Source organism: Ruegeria sp. AB11 (genome assembly GCF_056536325.1).
Genome location: NZ_JBQFJO010000001.1, coordinates 1886158 through 1903572 on the forward strand (window position 1 = coordinate 1886158; position 17415 = coordinate 1903572).

14 protein-coding genes are annotated in these 17415 nt (G+C 56.3%); 8 read left to right on the plus strand and 6 right to left on the minus strand.

Annotated features, from left to right (window positions below; all coding sequences use genetic code 11):
• Positions 1–4: 4 nt before the first annotated feature.
• Together bhcB and bhcA are read right to left on the minus strand one after the other, a co-directional pair.
• Entirely contained in the window at positions 5–976 is a 972-nt protein-coding gene (bhcB, locus tag ACR3EJ_RS09540) for a beta-hydroxyaspartate dehydratase BhcB (RefSeq protein WP_170541189.1), read from the minus strand.
• A gap of 11 nt (positions 977–987) precedes the next feature.
• Positions 988–2178: an L-aspartate--glyoxylate aminotransferase BhcA gene (bhcA, locus tag ACR3EJ_RS09545; protein WP_170541186.1), complete on the minus strand. Its 1191-nt coding sequence runs from the start codon at positions 2176–2178 to the stop codon at positions 988–990.
• Between the two features lie 203 nt (positions 2179–2381).
• Here bhcA and ACR3EJ_RS09550 point away from each other — a divergent pair, with 203 nt between their 5' ends.
• The gene (locus ACR3EJ_RS09550) at positions 2382–3203 is read left to right on the plus strand and encodes an IclR family transcriptional regulator (protein WP_170541183.1); all 822 of its coding nucleotides are present in this window, start codon (positions 2382–2384) and stop codon (positions 3201–3203) included.
• A 7-nt stretch (positions 3204–3210) separates the two neighbouring features.
• Here the strand turns inward: ACR3EJ_RS09550 and ACR3EJ_RS09555 are convergent, their stop codons facing one another.
• Both ACR3EJ_RS09555 and putA read right to left on the minus strand, forming a co-directional pair.
• Positions 3211–3954 (minus strand): rhomboid family intramembrane serine protease, encoded by a 744-nt coding sequence (locus ACR3EJ_RS09555; RefSeq protein ID WP_010441853.1) that lies wholly within the window; start codon positions 3952–3954, stop codon positions 3211–3213.
• A gap of 42 nt (positions 3955–3996) precedes the next feature.
• Positions 3997–7395: a bifunctional proline dehydrogenase/L-glutamate gamma-semialdehyde dehydrogenase PutA gene (putA, locus tag ACR3EJ_RS09560; RefSeq protein ID WP_170541182.1), complete on the minus strand. Its 3399-nt coding sequence runs from the start codon at positions 7393–7395 to the stop codon at positions 3997–3999.
• A gap of 103 nt (positions 7396–7498) precedes the next feature.
• Here putA and ACR3EJ_RS09565 point away from each other — a divergent pair, with 103 nt between their 5' ends.
• Both ACR3EJ_RS09565 and ACR3EJ_RS09570 read left to right on the plus strand, forming a co-directional pair.
• Complete coding sequence (locus ACR3EJ_RS09565; RefSeq protein ID WP_170541179.1) at positions 7499–7984, plus strand: Lrp/AsnC ligand binding domain-containing protein; 486 nt, start codon at positions 7499–7501, stop codon at positions 7982–7984.
• Between the two features lie 31 nt (positions 7985–8015).
• Positions 8016–8573: a tetratricopeptide repeat protein gene (locus tag ACR3EJ_RS09570; protein ID WP_170541176.1), complete on the plus strand. Its 558-nt coding sequence runs from the start codon at positions 8016–8018 to the stop codon at positions 8571–8573.
• A gap of 60 nt (positions 8574–8633) precedes the next feature.
• Here the strand turns inward: ACR3EJ_RS09570 and ACR3EJ_RS09575 are convergent, their stop codons facing one another.
• Positions 8634–10523, minus strand: coding sequence for a PhoX family protein (locus ACR3EJ_RS09575; RefSeq protein ID WP_170541174.1), 1890 nt, complete (start codon positions 10521–10523; stop codon positions 8634–8636).
• A gap of 170 nt (positions 10524–10693) precedes the next feature.
• Positions 10694–12337, minus strand: a complete 1644-nt coding sequence (locus ACR3EJ_RS09580) for a hypothetical protein (RefSeq protein WP_170541171.1) — start codon at positions 12335–12337, stop codon at positions 10694–10696.
• 251 nt (positions 12338–12588) lie between these two features.
• Between ACR3EJ_RS09580 and ACR3EJ_RS09585 the strand changes: the two genes are divergently transcribed.
• From ACR3EJ_RS09585 to ACR3EJ_RS09605, 5 genes are all read left to right on the plus strand, one after another.
• Positions 12589–13470: a LysR family transcriptional regulator gene (locus ACR3EJ_RS09585; RefSeq protein WP_010441859.1), complete on the plus strand. Its 882-nt coding sequence runs from the start codon at positions 12589–12591 to the stop codon at positions 13468–13470.
• An 87-nt stretch (positions 13471–13557) separates the two neighbouring features.
• Positions 13558–14373 carry a putative hydro-lyase gene (locus ACR3EJ_RS09590; RefSeq protein WP_170541168.1) on the plus strand — a complete coding sequence of 272 codons (816 nt, stop codon included), beginning with the start codon at positions 13558–13560 and terminating at the stop codon, positions 14371–14373.
• 20 nt (positions 14374–14393) lie between these two features.
• Complete coding sequence (locus ACR3EJ_RS09595; protein ID WP_170703365.1) at positions 14394–15431, plus strand: TRAP transporter substrate-binding protein; 1038 nt, start codon at positions 14394–14396, stop codon at positions 15429–15431.
• Positions 15432–15495: 64 nt separating this feature from the next.
• Positions 15496–16059 (plus strand): TRAP transporter small permease subunit, encoded by a 564-nt coding sequence (locus tag ACR3EJ_RS09600; protein ID WP_480422922.1) that lies wholly within the window; start codon positions 15496–15498, stop codon positions 16057–16059.
• Positions 16060–16063: 4 nt separating this feature from the next.
• A complete protein-coding gene (locus tag ACR3EJ_RS09605; RefSeq protein ID WP_170541162.1) occupies positions 16064–17347 on the plus strand; it encodes a TRAP transporter large permease in 1284 nt (427 codons plus the stop codon).
• The last annotated feature ends 68 nt before the right edge of the window (positions 17348–17415 follow it).

The following is a 17415-nucleotide window of genomic DNA, read 5'->3' on the forward strand; positions in this document are numbered from 1 at the left end:
CTCCTTACCCGTTGAGCCAGGGCAGTTTGTCCAAATCCACGTTGCCACCTGTGATGATCACTCCGACCCGCTTGCCTCGGAATGTGTCGGGGTTCTTGATAATGGTCGCAAGCGGGACAGCTGAAGATGGCTCCATCACTACCCGCAGGTATTTCCAGGTGAGCTTCATCGCGTCGATGATTTCTTGTTCGGACGCGGTGAAGATGTCGGTCACGTAGTTTGAAACGAAGTGCCAGGTGTTTTCCTTGAGCGGCACCAACAGACCATCGGCCACCGTTTTTGGGGCATCATCCGCGATAATGTGACCTGCTTTGAATGAACGGCACGCATCGTCCGCCTGCTCGGGTTCAGCCGCGTAGATTGCGGTTTCCGGCGCCAGGTTTGACACAGTCAGGCAAGTGCCCGAGACCATGCCTCCGCCTCCGATCGGTGCGATTACCGCATCCACACCATCCGTTTGCTCCAGCAACTCGGCCGAACAGGTCGCCTGACCAGTGATGACGCGCGGGTCATTATAAGGGTGTACGAATTCGCCCCCGGTTCTGGCCTGAATCTCGGCGAACGTTGCTTCGCGGGAAGAGGTTGAAGGCTCGCATTCGGTGATCGTACCACCATAGCGACGTACTGCGTCTTTCTTGGCTTGTGGGGCTGTTCGCGGCATGACCACATTACAAGGAATACCTCGGCGACCCGCAGCATATGAAAGAGACAGTGCGTGGTTTCCGCTGGAATGGGTGCAAACGCCCTTGGTTGCCATCTCATCGCTTAAACCAAAGACAGCGTTGCTGGCTCCGCGCACTTTGAAAGCGCCGGCCTCTTGAAAGTTCTCACACTTGAAGAACAGCTGTGCGCCAGTCAGGTCATTTAGGTAATCAGAAGTCATAACCGGTGTGCGCCGAATATGTGGCCTGATCCTTTCATGCGCTGCCCGCATATCTTCAATAGTCAGGTCAGCAACTGGGATTTGATCCAACATTATGGTCCTCCTCAGGCTGCAGCTTTGGCGTGGCCGGATGTTCCAGGGCGATAAAATTCTTGTGCCGCCGCGACGCCGCTGCCCAGCTCAATTGGATAGTTCAGATCGGCCATCGCCATCTCTATCGTGGCCAAACCTGACAGAACCATCACATCCGTCAGACTGCCCAGATGGCCGATGCGGAAGGCTTTGCCATTCAACTCTCCCAACCCGATGCCGAACGAAACGCCGTAGGAGTTAAAGGCATGGTCGGTCAGTTCGTTACTGTCGAACCCTTCGGGCACATAGATCGCGCTGACAGTATCAGAATATAGGTCCGGAGTCTGTGCGACGAGTTTCAGCCCCCATGTGTTGGCCGCGCGTCGAACCCCTTCGGCCAGGCGCGTGTGGCGGGCATAAACATTGTCCAGTCCTTCCTCGAACAACATCTTCAGGCTTTCGCGCAACCCGTAGATCAGTTGCAACGGAGGCGTGTAAGGAAATCCACCCGAGGCATTGGCCGCCATCATGTCACGAAAATCAAAGAATGTCCGGGGCAGCTTCGCAGTTTCCATTGCTGCCAGCGCCTTGGGGCTAACACACAGGATTGCCATGCCGGTCGCCAGCATGAACCCTTTTTGCGATCCCGAGACAGCGATATCGACGCCCCACTGATCGAATTCAAATGGCATCGAGGCCAGCGAGCTGACGCAATCCACAAACATCATCGCTGGATGATTTGCCGCGTTCATAGCGTGCCGTACGGCCCTGATGTCAGAACGCACTCCGGTTGCGGTTTCATTGTGGGTTACCAAAACGGCCTTGATGTCGTGCGCTTTGTCAGCTGACAGGATCGCTTCAAAGCGGTCTGCAGGTGCACCAGTGCCCCACGTGCATTCGACGATCTGAACGTCCAGCCCATGCCGTTCGCACAGGTCAATCCAGCGGTGACTGAAAACGCCGTAACGCGCGACCAAAACCTTGTCTCCTGGGCTGAGCGTATTAGTGATCGCTGCCTCCCAACCCCCGGTGCCGCTGGCGGGGAAGGTGATGATCTGACCCTCGGTCGTGCCGAAGACTTTCTTTGTATCCTCCAGCACCGGGGCGAAAGTCTCAACGAAATCCGGGGCGCGGTGATCTTGTGTCTGCACCTGCATGGCAAGGCGCAAGCGATCAGGTATGTTGGTTGGGCCTGGGATAAAGACCGGGTTTTGGTTCGACATGACTCAATCCTCTGCTTTGGAAATAAGTGTCGCTGGAACGGGCTTAGGTTGCAATTTTCTTGAAAAACATTTTCATTTTATTCATTAAATAGATAAGGCGCTGAAATGGATGGGAATTTAGTTTCTCAATTTTATTCCCATGGAATTGCGATCTGAAAAACTTGAATCAGTACGGACACTAATATCGGAAGGTGAGCTAGAAAATGGAGTCTCAGAAAAGGCCTCGTGGTCGGCCGAAATCGATGTTCAAGGAAAGCTCAGCCGGAACCATGCAGTCGCTGGACCGAGCGCTGGGCGTACTTACAACCGTCGCCGGGCTGGAACGTGTCGCGCTAAGTGACCTGGCGCGCGAGGTCGATGTACCAACTGCCACCACGCATCGTATTCTGGTAACATTGCAGAAGCACGGGTTCGTCAGTTTTGACGAAGAGCGGCAAGAATGGATGGTCGGTATCGAAGCCTACCGGACTGGTGCATCTTTCCTTCGACGCAATAACGTTCTCGAGATTGGTAGGCCGATCCTTCGTCGTCTGATGCTGGACAGTGGTGAGACCGCTAATCTGGCGGTGCCTGATGGGCCAGAAGTTGTCTTTGTCGGGCAGGTTGAAACCCAAAATCCGATCCGGGCCTTCTTTCCGCCAGGTGCGCGAACTCCAATGTATGCTTCGGGTACGGGGAAGGCGATTCTGGCTGCTCTGAGCGAGGAAAGTTTAGACAAGGTGTTGGCTCGGACTGACTTGATTGCCTTTACTGAGAACACCAATCTCCCCCAAGCAGGGCTGCATGACGATCTGGCGGAGACCCGTAGGCGCGGCTGGTCTTACGATCATGAAGAGCGCTACGAGGGCATGTCCTGCATTGGCGCGGCGATCTTCAATGATCGCGCCGAACCCTGCGCAGGCATCTCAGTGTCCGGCCCAACTGTGCGGTTCAGCCTCGATCGCGCGCCTGAGCTGGGTATGCTGGTACGAAACGCGGCACAGGAGATTACCCATCTGAGTGGAGGTAGATCGCCCAGCCAGTGATCCGCGATTACTTGCGCGGCACTTTGGGAATACGTGATTGCGACAGCTTATACTTGTGTCCCGGGTGTGGAGGATGGCCATGGGTGCGGTCCCAGAATCCAGGGCCTCCGCGCTTGAGCCAAAGAGGGACACACAGGATCAGGCCAACAAAGAACCCACCGGTATGGGCCCAATAGGCAACGCCACCCTCATCAGGATTGCTGGACAGGCTTCCAAAGAACTGAAGGCCCAGCCAGACCCCAAGCATGACAAATGCCGGGATGGTGAATATCCGAATATAGACAATCAGGATCAAAAGGATATCGACGCGCGCCTTTGGGAAAAGCAGAAGATAACCGCCCATGACCCCGGCAATTGCGCCGGAAGCGCCGATTGTCGGCACCAAAGAGCCAGGTGCCGAGACAACGTGAATAAGCCCCGCGCCGATTCCCGCCAGCAGATAGAATACAAGAAACAGAACATGCCCCATTTCATCTTCGAGATTATCGCCGAAGATCCATAGAAACAGCATGTTCCCGGCCAAATGCATCCAGCCCCCGTGCAGGAACATTGAAGTCACAAGCGTCTCGAGCCCGTAGCCGTCGGTGATCCGTGCAGGAATGACGGCGTAGTCGAAGTAGAGCCGATTCATGGCCCGCGCATCGTCCATGATCCCTACATAGCCGAGGAAGATCAGGATATTTGCCGCCAGAAGGGCATAGACGACATACGGAGTACGCCCCGAAGGGTTATGATCGCGGATCGGAAACATGGCGCGACGCTGGGCTTTTCACCGCCCAGCGTCAAGGCCCGGTTATGCCGCACCTCCGAGTAGGGCGGCATTACCTCCGGCAGCGGTCGTGTCGACGCAGACATGGCGTTCGCCAAGAACACGCGCACGGTCAGGATGACCGGGTATCAGTGGGATAATCGGACCATTGCGCCGGGCCAGATGCTGCTCGATCTGGCGGGCGGTGTCGTCGTCGCCCCACCACAGAACGCCCGAGAAACCGGTCAGGTTTTCAAGCCGGTGTAGATCCAGCGCTCCGGTCATCCGGACTGCCGTTCCGCCCAAGCCTATAACAGCCTGCGCCTGTGCCTCGGCTGCATCGGGTCCAGGGCCTATACACAAGAGTGGATCACGCGCATATTCGGTCAATCGGTTTGATTCGCCAGTTGGGCCGGGCAGCGATTGCGTGCGAGGTGGGGCAGGTTGTCCTTCGGGTGCGTTCATCTCTGCTGCACTGTCCCAGTGTCCCGGAGAATTCTGCCGATCCGTGGCGCAGAACCGCGCCATATAATTCGGTCCGCCCGCTTTGGGCCCTGTGCCCGAAAGGCCCTCACCACCGAACGGTTGTGAGCCAACGATTGCGCCGATCTGGTTGCGGTTGACATAGATATTGCCGGCGTGGATCGCTTCGGTCACATGCTGCACGCGATCGTCGATCCGTGTGTGTAAGCCGAAAGTCAGGCCATATCCTGTGGCGTTGATTTCTGCGATAACCTTGTCGATCTCTTGCGCCTTGAAACGGGCGACATGCAGCACCGGCCCGAATATTTCACGTTCTAAGGCCGAGATGCCGGGGATTTCGATCAGAGTTGGTGCGATGAACGTACCTTCGGGTGGGGTAGAGAGCTCTTTCAGAACCCGCCCCTCTGCGCGCGCTTTGGCGACGTGATCTGCGATACCCTGACGAGCCTGCTCGTCAATGACTGGGCCACAATCGGTTGAGATCAGCCAAGGGTCGCCAACTTGCAGAGCGTCCATTGCCCCTTGCAGCATTGTCAGAACATCCTCGGCGATATCCTCCTGCAGATAGAGACAGCGTAGGGCGGAACACCGTTGTCCCGCAGACTGGAAAGCGCTTTCGATGATCGATTGCACGGCTTGCTCCGGCAAGGCGGTGCTGTCCACGATCATGGCGTTCAGGCCGCCGGTCTCGGCGATCAGAGGTGTGCCGGGACGCATATGCTGGGCCATTGCAGACCGAATTTTCAATGCGGTTGCGGTCGAACCGGTAAAGGCCACACCCGAGACGCGTTCGTCCGACGTCAACGCTACGCCCACTTTTGGTCCTCCGGGCAACAATTGCAGAACATCGCGCGGGACGCCTGCTTCGTGCATCAACTGAACAGCGCGATGTGCTATGAGGGGCGTTTGCGGGGCAGGGGCGGCGAGCACGGCGTTGCCAGTTGCCAGCGCGGCCGAAATTTGCCCCGTGAAGATCGCCAGAGGGAAATTCCAAGGGCTTATACAGGTGAAAATCCCGGCTGGCTTGGCCGCCGGAATATTTGCGGCGTAATAACGTAGGAAGTCGACAGCCTCGCGTAGCTCGGCAACCGCATCGGGTACAGATTTCCCGGCTTCGCGAGCGAGCAGGGCGAATAGCTCGCCGTAGTGCGCCTCGTAGAGGTCGGCGGCTTTGTTCAGGACTTCAGCGCGGGTGGCTGCCGTGGCCTGCCATGGGCAGGCACTGGCAAGCGCCAGCTCGACATCGGTCGGACTGGCAACAGCAACTGAGCCCGGGCGGTCCTGCGGCCGGGCCGGGTTGATAACAGGCAAATCTGACTCGGGCTGAGCATCGTCCGAAAGCAATGGCCGGGCGTACCAGTGATGGGCGCGGTAAGCATCGCGCGCAATGTCGACCCGGTCCAGTGTTGGCGTATGATGCAAATCGAACCCTTTCGAGTTCGGACGCTCGGGCGCAAACAATTCTGGTCCGGTCGGCAGTGGTTTTGCGGGTGTCTGAATGGCTTGGAACGGGTCTGCCGCAACAATTTCCGGTGCGACATCTTCATCAACAATCTGGTTGACGAAGGACGAATTCGCCCCGTTCTCCAGCAGACGCCGCACCAGATAGGCCAACAGGTCACGGTGCGCGCCGACAGGTGCGTAGATACGGCAGCGGGCGCTCTGCTTGTCGCGCACGATCTGATGCAGAGTCTCGCCCATCCCGTGCAGGCGCTGGAATTCGAACGGTTGGTCGTCAGCCATATGCAGGATTGCACTGACCGTATGGGCGTTATGGGTGGCAAATTGCGGATAGATGCGGTCGGTCATATCCAGCAGCTTGCGAGCATTGGCGATATAGGACACATCGGTCGCTGCCTTCCGGGTGAAGACCGGAAACCCAACGACGCCTTCGACCTGAGCGCGCTTGATTTCGGTGTCCCAATACGCGCCCTTCACCAACCGCACCATCAGCTTGCGGTCATGACGCTCGGCCATCTCGTAGAGCGTATCCAACACGAGACCCGCGCGCGGGCCGTAGGCTTGTACGACAATGCCGAACCCGTCCCAGCCTGCCAGTGCAGGCTCGGCCATGACTTCTTCGATGACCTGCAGCGACAGGGAGAGGCGATCGGCCTCCTCTGCGTCGACATTCAGCCCCATGCCCGCCGCCTTTGCAAGCAGTGCCAGAGCCCGAAGGCGGGGAACCAACTCCTCCATGACCCGCTGTTCTTGCGCCAGTTCATAGCGGGGGTGCAGCGCGGACAGCTTGACCGAGATACCGGGGTTTTCGCGGATGTCTTTGTGGGTGCAGGCTTCGGCAATGGCGGCGATGGCACGGGAATAGGACAGATGATAGCGGGCGGCGTCGGCTTCGGTCCGCGCGGCTTCGCCCAGCATGTCGTAGGAATAGGTATATCCTTTGTCTTCCATCCCCTTGGCACGTTTCATGGCTGACTGAATGGTCTCGCCCAGAACAAATTGGCGCCCCATTTCTTTCATCGCACGACCCACAGCAGTTCGGATCACCGGCTCGCCCAAACGTTTGATTGCCCCGCGCAAAGCGCCCACTGGCGAAGTCTTGTCCTCATCCAGAACGCGCCCGGTCAGCATCAGCGCCCATGTTGAGGCGTTCACCAGCGACGATGATGATTGTCCCAAGTGCTTGCCCCAGTCCGAGGGCGCGATCTTGTCTTCGATCAACGCGTCGATAGTGTCCGCGTCTGGAACACGCAACAGTGCCTCGGCAAGACACATTAGCGCGACGCCTTCGTCGGTGGACAGGCCGTATTCGGCCAGAAACACCTCCATCATACCGGGCGACGTGCAGGAGCGAATGTCGCGCACGAGCTGCGCCGCCGCCTTACAGATTTCGGCGCGGTCAGTTTGTGACAGGTCGGCTTGAGCGATGAAAGCGTCCAGCACGGTGGATTGCTCGACGTAGGTTTGGGTATCGATTTTGGTGCGCAGGCTATGTGACATGTGTACTCCGGGGCTTTTGCCTAATATAACTGGCCCTGAGCGGGAGAATGGACTGAATTTTTTCTTCTGATAGTCGAATGGACCGATTTTATGGGGTCAAATGATGCGAAACGACTTGTCAGGTCTTGATCAGTTCGATCAGGCCATCCTCACGGTGCTAGCCGAGGATGGTCGCATTTCGGTAACAGATCTTGCGCGCAAGATCGGCTTGTCGAAGTCCCCGACACAAGCACGACTCAAGCGGCTTGAGGCGGACGGGATCATCACTGGATACCGGGCCATGCTTGATCCGATCCGTTTGGGCCTTGATCATGTCGCCTTTGTCGAAGTGCGTCTGACGGATACACGCGAAAAGGCGCTGGCTGAGTTTAACGCGGCTGTGCGTAAGGTTGCCGAGATTGAACAGGCCCACATGATCGCGTCAAACTTCGATTACCTGCTTAAAATACGTACCCGTTCGATGTCGGAATACCGCACTGTTCTGGCCGAAAAAATCTCATCCCTGCCGCATGTTGCGAATACCTCTACCTTCGTGGCGATGGAAGCGGTGAAAGAAACGGGGTTACTCGCCCCGCTAGAAAACGGTTGACCTATGGGTTCTGGGGATCAGGTTAGTGGGGATGAAACTCGCATTTGCCGTTTTCCTTGCCGTTTCTGCTGTGCAGGCCACCGCTGACTGTCCGGTCGCACCCGACCATATCTCTGGGATCGACTCTCTGATCGCGCAGGCTCAAGATGCTTCGACCGAGCAAGAAGCGCGAGGCATCTCCGGCCAGATGTGGCAGCTCTGGACCGATGCTCCGGATGCGAGGTCGCAAACCTTGTTGGATCGTGGAATGTCCATGCGCGAGGCCTGGAATTTGGCTGGAGCGTTGGCAGAGTTCGATGCTCTCGTTGCTTACTGTCCTGGATATGCCGAAGGGTACAACCAGCGCGCCTTTGTCAATTACTTGCAGCAAAACTATGGGGCGGCTCTGATTGATCTGGACCGGGCCATAGCGCTCTCGCCGAACCATGTTGCCGCGCTCAGCGGGCGGGCATTGTCGCTGTTGGGGCTGAAGCGCATGGATGAGGCGCGCGCGGCGCTGAACCATGCACTGGAATTGAACCCCTGGCTATCCGAACGTGCGCTGCTTGCCCCGGGTGGCCTGCTTGACCCGCCGGGCGAGGATATCTGAACCAAAGCAGAAAACGCCCCCGTACCCGAGTTCGAGGGCGCTCTCACTCATTGGATCGGTTTAGCCAACAAGCCCGTTATCGGTACGTTTGATCGCGATCACCGATGAGCGTGGCGTACCGCCATCGGGCCAATTGCTGCCGGGGTGCTGGATGCCCACGAACATGGTACGCAGATCGGTAGACCAAGCCAGGCCTGTGACCTCGCAGCCATTAGGACCGGTCATAAAGCGCACGATCTCGCCGGTGACCGGATCACCAACCAACATCTGGTTATTGCCATTGCCAGCGAAATCTTCTTCGTTGTTATCTTTGCCATCCGTCTGAATCCAGACCAGACCTGTCGAGTCGATCGCCATACCGTCTGGCGAGTTGAACAGGTTGCCCTCATTCACGTTCGCTGACCCAGCGCGGTCGTCCGAATGTACGGTCGGGTTTCCGGCCATGACATACAGGTCCCAATCAAAGCCTGTGGCCGCGTGATCCTCATTCGCAGGGCGCCAGCGCACGATTTGACCGTATTTGTTGGCGTCGCGCGAGTTTGGACCGTTGGCCGAGGTGTCATCCCCACCGGCATTTGGCTTCACGCCGCGGTTCTTGTTGTTGGTCAAACAGCAATAAGCCTCAACTGCAACAGGGCTTGAGGCCACCCATTCCGGGCGGTCCATGGTGGTGCCGCCCACTGCCGAAGCGGCCATACGGGTAAAGATCAGGATCTCGGCCGCATCCATACCTGTAGAATCGGGCGTCAAAGGCAGCCACTCACCGCTCATGTCGTCGTTAAATTTGGCGACAAAAAGTGTTCCGTCGTTCAGCAGATTTTCGGTGTCGACACCGGGAGCGTAGGCAGCGTTCGAGACGAATTTGTAAAGGTACTCGCCGCGCTCATCGTCGCCCATATAGACCACGACACGACCGTCGGCCGCCAGCGCCACCTCGGCATTTTCGTGCTTGAAGCGGCCCAGACCGGTGTGCTTGACCGGGGTGCTGTCGGGCTTGGTCGGGTCGATTTCAACGATCCAGCCTGCGCGATGTGGTTCGTTAGGGTTTTTCGAGGTGTCAAAGCGTGGATCAAACAACTCGTAGCCATTCCAGCTTTCGGCCTTGATGCCATAGCGCTTCATGCCATCTGCAACCTTCTGCTCGTAGCTGACATTTTCGTCAGAGGAGCCGAAATAACCGTTGAAATTCTCTTCGCAGGTCAAGTAGGTGCCCCAAGGCGTCTTGCCCGAGCCACAGTTATTCATCGTACCCAGCGCCGCGGTGCCGGTGGGATCAGATTCGGTCTTGAGCAACTCATGCCCCGCAGCAGGGCCGGCGATCCTCATCGGCGTATTGTGGTGGATCCGGCGGTTGAAAGGACTGTCCTTTACGGCCACCCAGCCCTCAGGGCCTTCCTTGATCTCCATCACGGTCACGCCCTGAATGTTCTGGAGTTTTAGAACGTCATCTGCGCTGGCAGGCACTCCCTCCTGTGCGGCAGGCAGGTTTATCTTTCGGTTCGGATATTCGTGGTTGATCGCGATCAACTCGTGACCCTGGAATGAAAAGGTTTCCATCCCATCGGTGTTCTCACCAAAGATTTTGTCAGAGTTCTCAACAGAACCGCCATCGGTCAGATCATAACCGTCCGCTTCCGAAAACAGCGGATCACCCCAGCGCATCAGCATCTTCCACTCATAGCCTTCGGGCACGTGGACGGTGCCATCGGTCTGCGCAGGGATCGGGGTGAAGGCAAAGCGCGAAGCTCCAACAGCCTGTGCTGCGGTTGAGGTCAATAGACCTGCACCCATGGCTGCAGCACCCGATCCGAATGCTACAACACCCGCCAAAAATCCGCGGCGAGAGATGGCACTTTCGACGACGCGATCAAAATCGTTTTCTTCGGGGCGAGGGAAGTGCAGTTCATCCCAATCATCGGCGGACATGTTTGTAGGATCGAAGTCTTTCATGGATAGCTCCTGGCTGTCGGAATGCAATTTCGTTCAGCGGGTGTAGGGCGCTCACATGACAGAAATATAATAGTTTTATCAAATAATTTTTACACGTCGTTGGGGGGCAAACCAGTACTGATTTGCCCACGGGTCTGAACAAATTACAACCGCTACATAGGTGAGGACGGCTAGGCAGCTCTCACCTTGCGGCGGCAATAGCAGGATGCGTGAACCGGAACCGTCGCGCGCGCCGCCGCCTGATCCAGCAGGAGTTTGATATGCCGCGCTTCAGTCTCTTCGCCGCGCTGCACCAGACATTCGTGCAAGCCATGAAGACTCCAGATATTGCGCGGATGCTGGCAGGCGCGCGCCAGCGTATCGTCAAGGCCCAGATCGGCGCGGTAGACCGCTTCGGCCTCGTCAAATTGACCAGCCTCCATCAACAACGCGCCCAACGCGTGGCGCGTCGGCTGCATCCACCCCCAGGGTTCGTCATAGACCAAGGCGTCATCCAGTTCGACCGACCGACGTAGATGGGTTAGTCCGCCTTCCTGGTCTCCGGATTTGAAGGCGATCTCACCATCCATCATGGCTTCGCCAATCATCAAAACATCCTCGGCTGTATTGTTGAAGACCAGACGGCTTTCCGGCACCGCCTTGCGCGTCTCAACAGCCGCTTCACGTGCTTGTTTGGCGGCGTCCAGCTGTCCCAGGTTTGCAAGTGCGACCGCGCGTGCCTGTTGAATCGCGGCCGTAGTGTAGCTGTATAGTTCGGCATCTTCGGGCAGTGGTTCATCCAGAATTTCCTGCCACATGCCAAATCGGACCATGACATGGACCTTCTTGCCATAGAAAGATTCAAACAGGTCTGGGAAGAACCGGATCACATTGTCAGGCAGCATCCGCATCAGCTCTTCCGATGCAGCGAGTGCCTTTTCAGGCTGCCCGAGGAACATGGCGCCGTAGGCTTCGAAATGCACATTGTGGACACGATAGACGGTATAAAAGTTCTCGCCCCCTGCCATCGCTTCGTATTTCTGGTCAACGGCGGCGGCTCGATGATTGCGCCAGACGACATTCTGATAGTCACCACAAAGAACATCGATATGCGTGGCCATATGCACCAGGTGTCCGCTATCTGGGACCAAATCGACCAGCCGATCCCCGTGTCGCAGGGCCTTTTCGGGTGTAGGCGACATCTCCATCAGATGGATATACATATGCAGCAGCCCTGGGTGGTCCCAAGCGCCAGGCAGGGTATCAAACGCTGTTTCCAATACGGTCTGAGCCTCTTTGGTCGAAGCCCCTTCGGCAGGTATCCCTTTCTTCAAATCCCAAAGCTGCCATGGGGTGCGGTTCATCAAAGCCTCGGCAAATACGGATGAGACCTCAAGATCATTTGGATTGTTTGAATAGACCTCACGCATTGAATCCGCGAACGCGTCATTCCAAGGTGTGTAATCCTCGATCTCGGGGTCCGAAGGAAAACGATGTGATATCGCTTCGATCAAAGCGGCCTCGACCTGAGTGGATGTTTTGCGCAATGCCATAGCCACCTCGATTGACTGTTGGGCTTTCTCAAGCGTTGCGGCTTTTTCATCGGGCTCAAAAAACTCCCACGGCTTGTTGTAGTTGGGGCCAATGGCATAGGCGACACCCCAATGAGCCATGCCACATTTCGGGTCATATGTGAGTGCTTGTTCGAAACAGGCGGCTGCGGCCTCATGATTATATCCGAACAACCAGACCAGACCCTGGTCGAAAAGTTCCTGAGCTTTATCGGATGAAGTTGTTATGGCACGACGATACGTGCCGAGGTCAAATTCGGTCATCAATCAATCCCCCGTGTGATATCCGCCGAGGAAGAGCGAGCAGCGCCTGTCGGCGGATGTCTGAAGGATAGCACATTTTGAGCGGGGCTTTGGGGGCACTAAGAATAGCGTCTGAAAAAGCGTGTATCGGAATGATTTCGCTTCTTGGCGATCGTGAGTGCATGGAATACTCAGCGTCCGTGCTGAGAGGGCGTTGTGTAGTGGTAATAGGATAGTAAGATCAGGACCGTTCTCAGCAGAAAGCGATCAGCGTGTCTCGGCTCAAACTCGATCATCTACAAACATTTCTTGCTGTCGTGCGCTTCGGCAGTGTCAGCAAAGCAGCCGATGTGCTCAACCTTACGCAACCTGCCGTGACAACGCGCATCAAGTCCCTTGAAGACGTCTTGGGAACGTCGTTGTTTGAACGTGAAAGCGCCGGAATGCGCCTGACCAAGCGTGGGGATATGCTGATCCACTATGCCGAGCAATTTCAGCACCTTTCCGATCTGGTCGAAGAGCACGTTGTGGACACGAGCGCGGTTGACAGGTTGATCCGCCTTGGCGTGTCCGAAACCATCGCACAAAGCTGGTTGCCCGAATTCGTCGGCGCGTTGCGCGCAAAATACCCCTCTCTCAAGATCGAGATCAGCGTCGACATTTCATTGAACCTACGGGACCAGTTGCTGGGGCGTGAAATCGATCTGGGTATCCTGCTTGGGCCGGTCTCGGATTACACGGTTGACAACGTGGTATTGCCGGATGTGCCGCTGGCATGGTTCCAGGCGTCGGGTGGACCTGTTGGTCAAAATGTCGACCTGGCCGGCATTCCTATCGCGACCTACGCCAAGAACACTCGGCCGTACCGGGTATTGAGAGCCGCTCTGTACGAACGGTTCGGTTCCGGAATCTCCCTTTTCCCGTCCTCCTCATTGTCATCTTGCTTTCGGATGGTTGAGGCTGGGCTATGCGTAGGCGCCCTCCCGATCTCGCTGGCAAAAAAACTGGTGCAAGAGGGAAAACTGGTCGAATTCAACCCGGGATGGGTTCCCGAACCCCTTCAATTTTCTGCGTCTTATCTGGGTGATCCACGCAACCATCTGCTTGAGGCTGCAGCGGGTATCGCCAAGGAAATAGCGCTTCAACAAGCATAAAAACTTTTTATGTAGAAGCCAAAAATAATACAATTTGATTTTATGCCTCGGTCACACGAACGTATTCCAAATGAGGGAGGCGTCGTGATGAACGATCTGTTTGAGCCACTAAAATCTGCGACAACAGAGTCTGTGCGCGCGCAGATCAGGTCACAGGCCTATCGCGGGCACACTGCCGGTTTGGGCGGAAATACCCTGCAGGCCAACCTGGCGATATTGCCCGAACCTTACGCGTTGGATTTCATGCGCTACTGCCAGCGAAATCCAAAACCCTGTCCGATTGTCGGTGTTTCCGACACAGGTAATCCCAACATGGATACCTTGGGCGGTGATATCGATATCCGCACCGATACTCCGGCCTACTACATTTATCGCGATGGCGTTCACACCGACACGGTTCATGATCTCAGAAACCTGTGGCGCGATGATTTTGTGGCTTTCGCATTGGGGTGCTCGTTTACCTTCGAACATGCATTGCAACAGGCCAAAGTACCGCTCTGGCACATCGAAAACGACCGTACCGTGCCGATGTTCGTGACCAATATCCAAACGGTTAAATCTGGTCCGTTCGAGGGGCCTATGGTCGTCAGTATGCGGGCGATCCCTAATTCAAGGGTCGACGAGGTTGTCGAAATCTCGCGCAAGTTTCCTCTGGCACACGGCGGTCCAGTGCATTGGGGCGATCCGGCGATCATTGGGATCGCCGATGTAAGTAGCCCGGATTGGGGCGATCCGGCTCCGATCCCAGACGGAACCACGCCTATGTTCTGGGCTTGTGGCGTCACGCCACAGGTTGCGATCAAGAATGCCAAACCTTCAATCGCGATCACACACAAGCCGGGTCACATGCTGATCACCGACATCGCTGATGACGCCGAAACACCAATCTACCAATCAAAATGATGCAACAGGAGAGAAACCAGATGAAGAAACTCGCAACAACGCTCGGCGCGCTCGCGGTTACAGCAACCGCAGCAATCGCCGACAATCCCGTGGTTCTGAATGCAGTTGGAACTTGGTCCAGCCTCACGAATTACCAGAAACACGAAGAGCCTTTCTTTAACCAGAGGCTCAACGAGGCTTCAGGTGGAGAAATAGTCGGAAAGATCCAATCGCAATCCGGTTTGGGACTAAAGGGCTTCGAGATCATGCGTATGGTCAAGAACGGTGTCTTTGATTTTGCATTTGGGTTGCCCGGCTACGTTGCTGCTGAAAATGCGATTTTCGAGGGTGCCGATTTGTCTACCCTGACACAGGATATCGACACTCAGCGACAGGTGGCCGACGCCTATTTCGACACCCTATCCGCGGCGTTCGAAGAAATCTACAATGCCAAGCTGTTGATGCTGTACCCGTTCCCAAGCCAAACCTTGTGGTGCAACGCCGAAGTGAACGGGATTGCCGATCTGGAAGGCAAGAAAATCCGTGTCTATTCGACGACCTTGGGTGACTTCGTCGAGGGGGTCGGGGGCACATCCGTGACCGTCGCCTTTTCCGAGGTTATCCCGGCACTGGAGAAAGGTGTCGTCGACTGTGCGATCACCGGGACCATGTCAGCCTATACGGCCAAGTGGAACCAAGTGGCCACACATGCCTATACCTTACGTGTCGGCTGGGGTCTGGCATTCGGAGCCATGAACCTGGACAAATGGAACAGCCTGTCGCCCGAACAAAAGGCACTCTTGGAAACCGAACTCGCGGTTCTGACGGAATCCATGTGGGCAGAGACGGCAACCGAAGATGATATTGCAATTTCCTGCATCACTGGCGGCACATGTGAAATCGGAGAAGCCGGATCCATGACGCTCGTCGAACCCACGGCAGACGATTTGACCGCACGGGACAAGATCGCGACCGATGTCGTGCTGGCCCGTTGGGCGGAACGCTGCGGCGCCGATTGTGCTGCAAACTGGAATGAAACCGTTGGCCCGATCCTTGGCCTGAAAGCCGAAGCCAAATAATCCGGCCTATTTAGTGGGGCGGTCAAACTCCCGCCGCCCCACCACAAAACATCAGGTAATCAAAATGTTAGACAAGCTCTTAGGCGGTGCGCGAAGGCTGAGCCTTTGGATGACATGGCTGGGTGGTACACTGATCGTGTTTTCGGCCTTCCTTATCACTCTCGAAGTTTTTCTGCGTAAAGTTTTCAACATCTCTCTGGGCGGGGCGGACGAAATCTCGGGCTATGCCTTCGGTGTGGCAACCGCGTTGGCGCTGTCTTTTGCGCTGTTTGAACGCGCGCATATCCGAGTTGACGCCCTGCTTGGAGCAATTCCCAAAGCCCTGCACCCGTTTATCAACCTTTTTGGTCTCGTGCTTTTGACGGGATTTGCTTTGGTCATTGTTGTGATGGTGTGCGGAATGGTGGCCGATACGCTGACTAACGGTTCCCGGTCAATTACACCGATGCGCGTTCCACTGGCCATTCCCCAGATACCGTGGCTCTTGGGATGGATGTTCTTTGTAGGTTCGGGCGTTCTAATCGCTCTGACCGCGATCCGGCAGTACTTTCGCGGCGATCTGGCCGCAGTGCAGGACCTGATCGGCGTGAAATCCCTGGACGAACAAATAGAAGACGAGACGGTATAGACCAATGCTGATCAAGACACTCCTGATCCTTCTTGCTCTCATCGGTTTGGCCGTTCCTATTGCCGCCTCGTTGGGTTGGCTGGGCCTGATCCTGCAATGGACCGACAGCCCGATGCCGTTGCACCGCGCAATATCGGATATGGCATGGCAGACCAGCACGGACTTTCTGCTGGTGGCAATCCCGATGTTCGTAATGATGGGAGAGATCCTTTTGCGTGCTGGCATCACCGAACGGATGTACGACGGTATCGTCAAATGGCTTGGATGGTTGCCGGGTGGGTTGATGCATTCCAATATCGGATCCTCGGCCCTGTTCGCGGCCACGTCTGGGTCATCCGTAGCAACAGCCGCAACCATCGGAACGGTGGCTGTGCCGCAGATCAAAAAACGGGGTTACAACGAACGGCTATTTCTCGGCACCGTGGCTGCCGGAGGAACGCTCGGCATTCTCATCCCGCCTTCGATCAACCTGATCCTGTATGGTTTGTTGACCAATACGTCGGTGCCGGAACTGTATCTGGCGGGCTTTCTGCCCGGATTTCTGCTGGCACTGTTGTTCATGGCGACAGTCGTTGTGGCATGCATGATCAGGCCGGAATGGGGCGGGGACCAATTACGCCACAGCTGGGCAGAGCGGCTTGCTGCACTTCCCGCACTGATCCCCCCTCTTGGCATATTCATGGTGGTCGTCGGCTCGATTTACGCAGGTCTGGCGACGCCGACCGAAGCCGCAGCATTGGGCGTTGTTGCCTCGATGGCGCTTGCGGCGTTCAACGGCAAGATGTCGATGGAAACCATGCGTCAAGCGATCGAAGGCACGATGCGCACGACCGCCATGATCATGCTGATCATCATTGCTGCGGTGTTCCTGAACTTTGTCCTTTCAATCATCGGCCTGACCCAAGCATTGACCGATTTCGTCACAGGGCTGGGCTGGAGCCCAATGCAAACCATGTTGATGATCGTCGCGGTGCTGATCCTGATCGGCTGCTTCATGGAGACGTTGTCCATGCTGTTGACCATGGCGCCGCTGGTCACTCCGATCGTCGTGGCGCTCGGCTTTGATCCAGTGTGGTTCGGCATCTTGTTGATGGTACTTCTGGAAACCGCTCTGATCACGCCGCCCATTGGGATCAACCTTTATGTGGTGCAAGGGATCAGGAAAGCAGGACCCATGATGGATGTGATCCGCGGCGCATTGCCATTTGTTGTTACCATGTTCGTCATGCTTGGGCTTCTTTTGGTTTTTCCGAAGCTCGCAACCTGGTTGCCTTCACTGGTGTACTAAACCTTCAAGGCATCTTTTCCACCTTCATGAAATTCAATGCCGGTTTGGCCGGCAAACAGAGGAGTTAT

Excerpts from the sequence above, each read along its gene's own strand:
- bhcB (WP_170541189.1), bottom strand. The coding sequence starts at position 976 with ATGTTGGATCAAATCCCAGTTGCTGACCTGACTATTGAAGATATGCGG.
- bhcA (WP_170541186.1), bottom strand. The coding sequence starts at position 2,178 with ATGTCGAACCAAAACCCGGTCTTTATCCCAGGCCCAACCAACATACCT.
- ACR3EJ_RS09550 (WP_170541183.1), top strand. The coding sequence starts at position 2,382 with ATGGAGTCTCAGAAAAGGCCTCGTGGTCGGCCGAAATCGATGTTCAAG.
- ACR3EJ_RS09555 (WP_010441853.1), bottom strand. The coding sequence starts at position 3,954 with ATGTTTCCGATCCGCGATCATAACCCTTCGGGGCGTACTCCGTATGTC.
- putA (WP_170541182.1), bottom strand. The coding sequence starts at position 7,395 with ATGTCACATAGCCTGCGCACCAAAATCGATACCCAAACCTACGTCGAG.
- ACR3EJ_RS09565 (WP_170541179.1), top strand. The coding sequence starts at position 7,499 with ATGCGAAACGACTTGTCAGGTCTTGATCAGTTCGATCAGGCCATCCTC.
- ACR3EJ_RS09570 (WP_170541176.1), top strand. The coding sequence starts at position 8,016 with ATGAAACTCGCATTTGCCGTTTTCCTTGCCGTTTCTGCTGTGCAGGCC.
- ACR3EJ_RS09575 (WP_170541174.1), bottom strand. The coding sequence starts at position 10,523 with ATGAAAGACTTCGATCCTACAAACATGTCCGCCGATGATTGGGATGAA.
- ACR3EJ_RS09580 (WP_170541171.1), bottom strand. The coding sequence starts at position 12,337 with ATGACCGAATTTGACCTCGGCACGTATCGTCGTGCCATAACAACTTCA.
- ACR3EJ_RS09590 (WP_170541168.1), top strand. The coding sequence starts at position 13,558 with ATGAACGATCTGTTTGAGCCACTAAAATCTGCGACAACAGAGTCTGTG.
- ACR3EJ_RS09595 (WP_170703365.1), top strand. The coding sequence starts at position 14,394 with ATGAAGAAACTCGCAACAACGCTCGGCGCGCTCGCGGTTACAGCAACC.
- ACR3EJ_RS09600 (WP_480422922.1), top strand. The coding sequence starts at position 15,496 with ATGTTAGACAAGCTCTTAGGCGGTGCGCGAAGGCTGAGCCTTTGGATG.
- ACR3EJ_RS09605 (WP_170541162.1), top strand. The coding sequence starts at position 16,064 with ATGCTGATCAAGACACTCCTGATCCTTCTTGCTCTCATCGGTTTGGCC.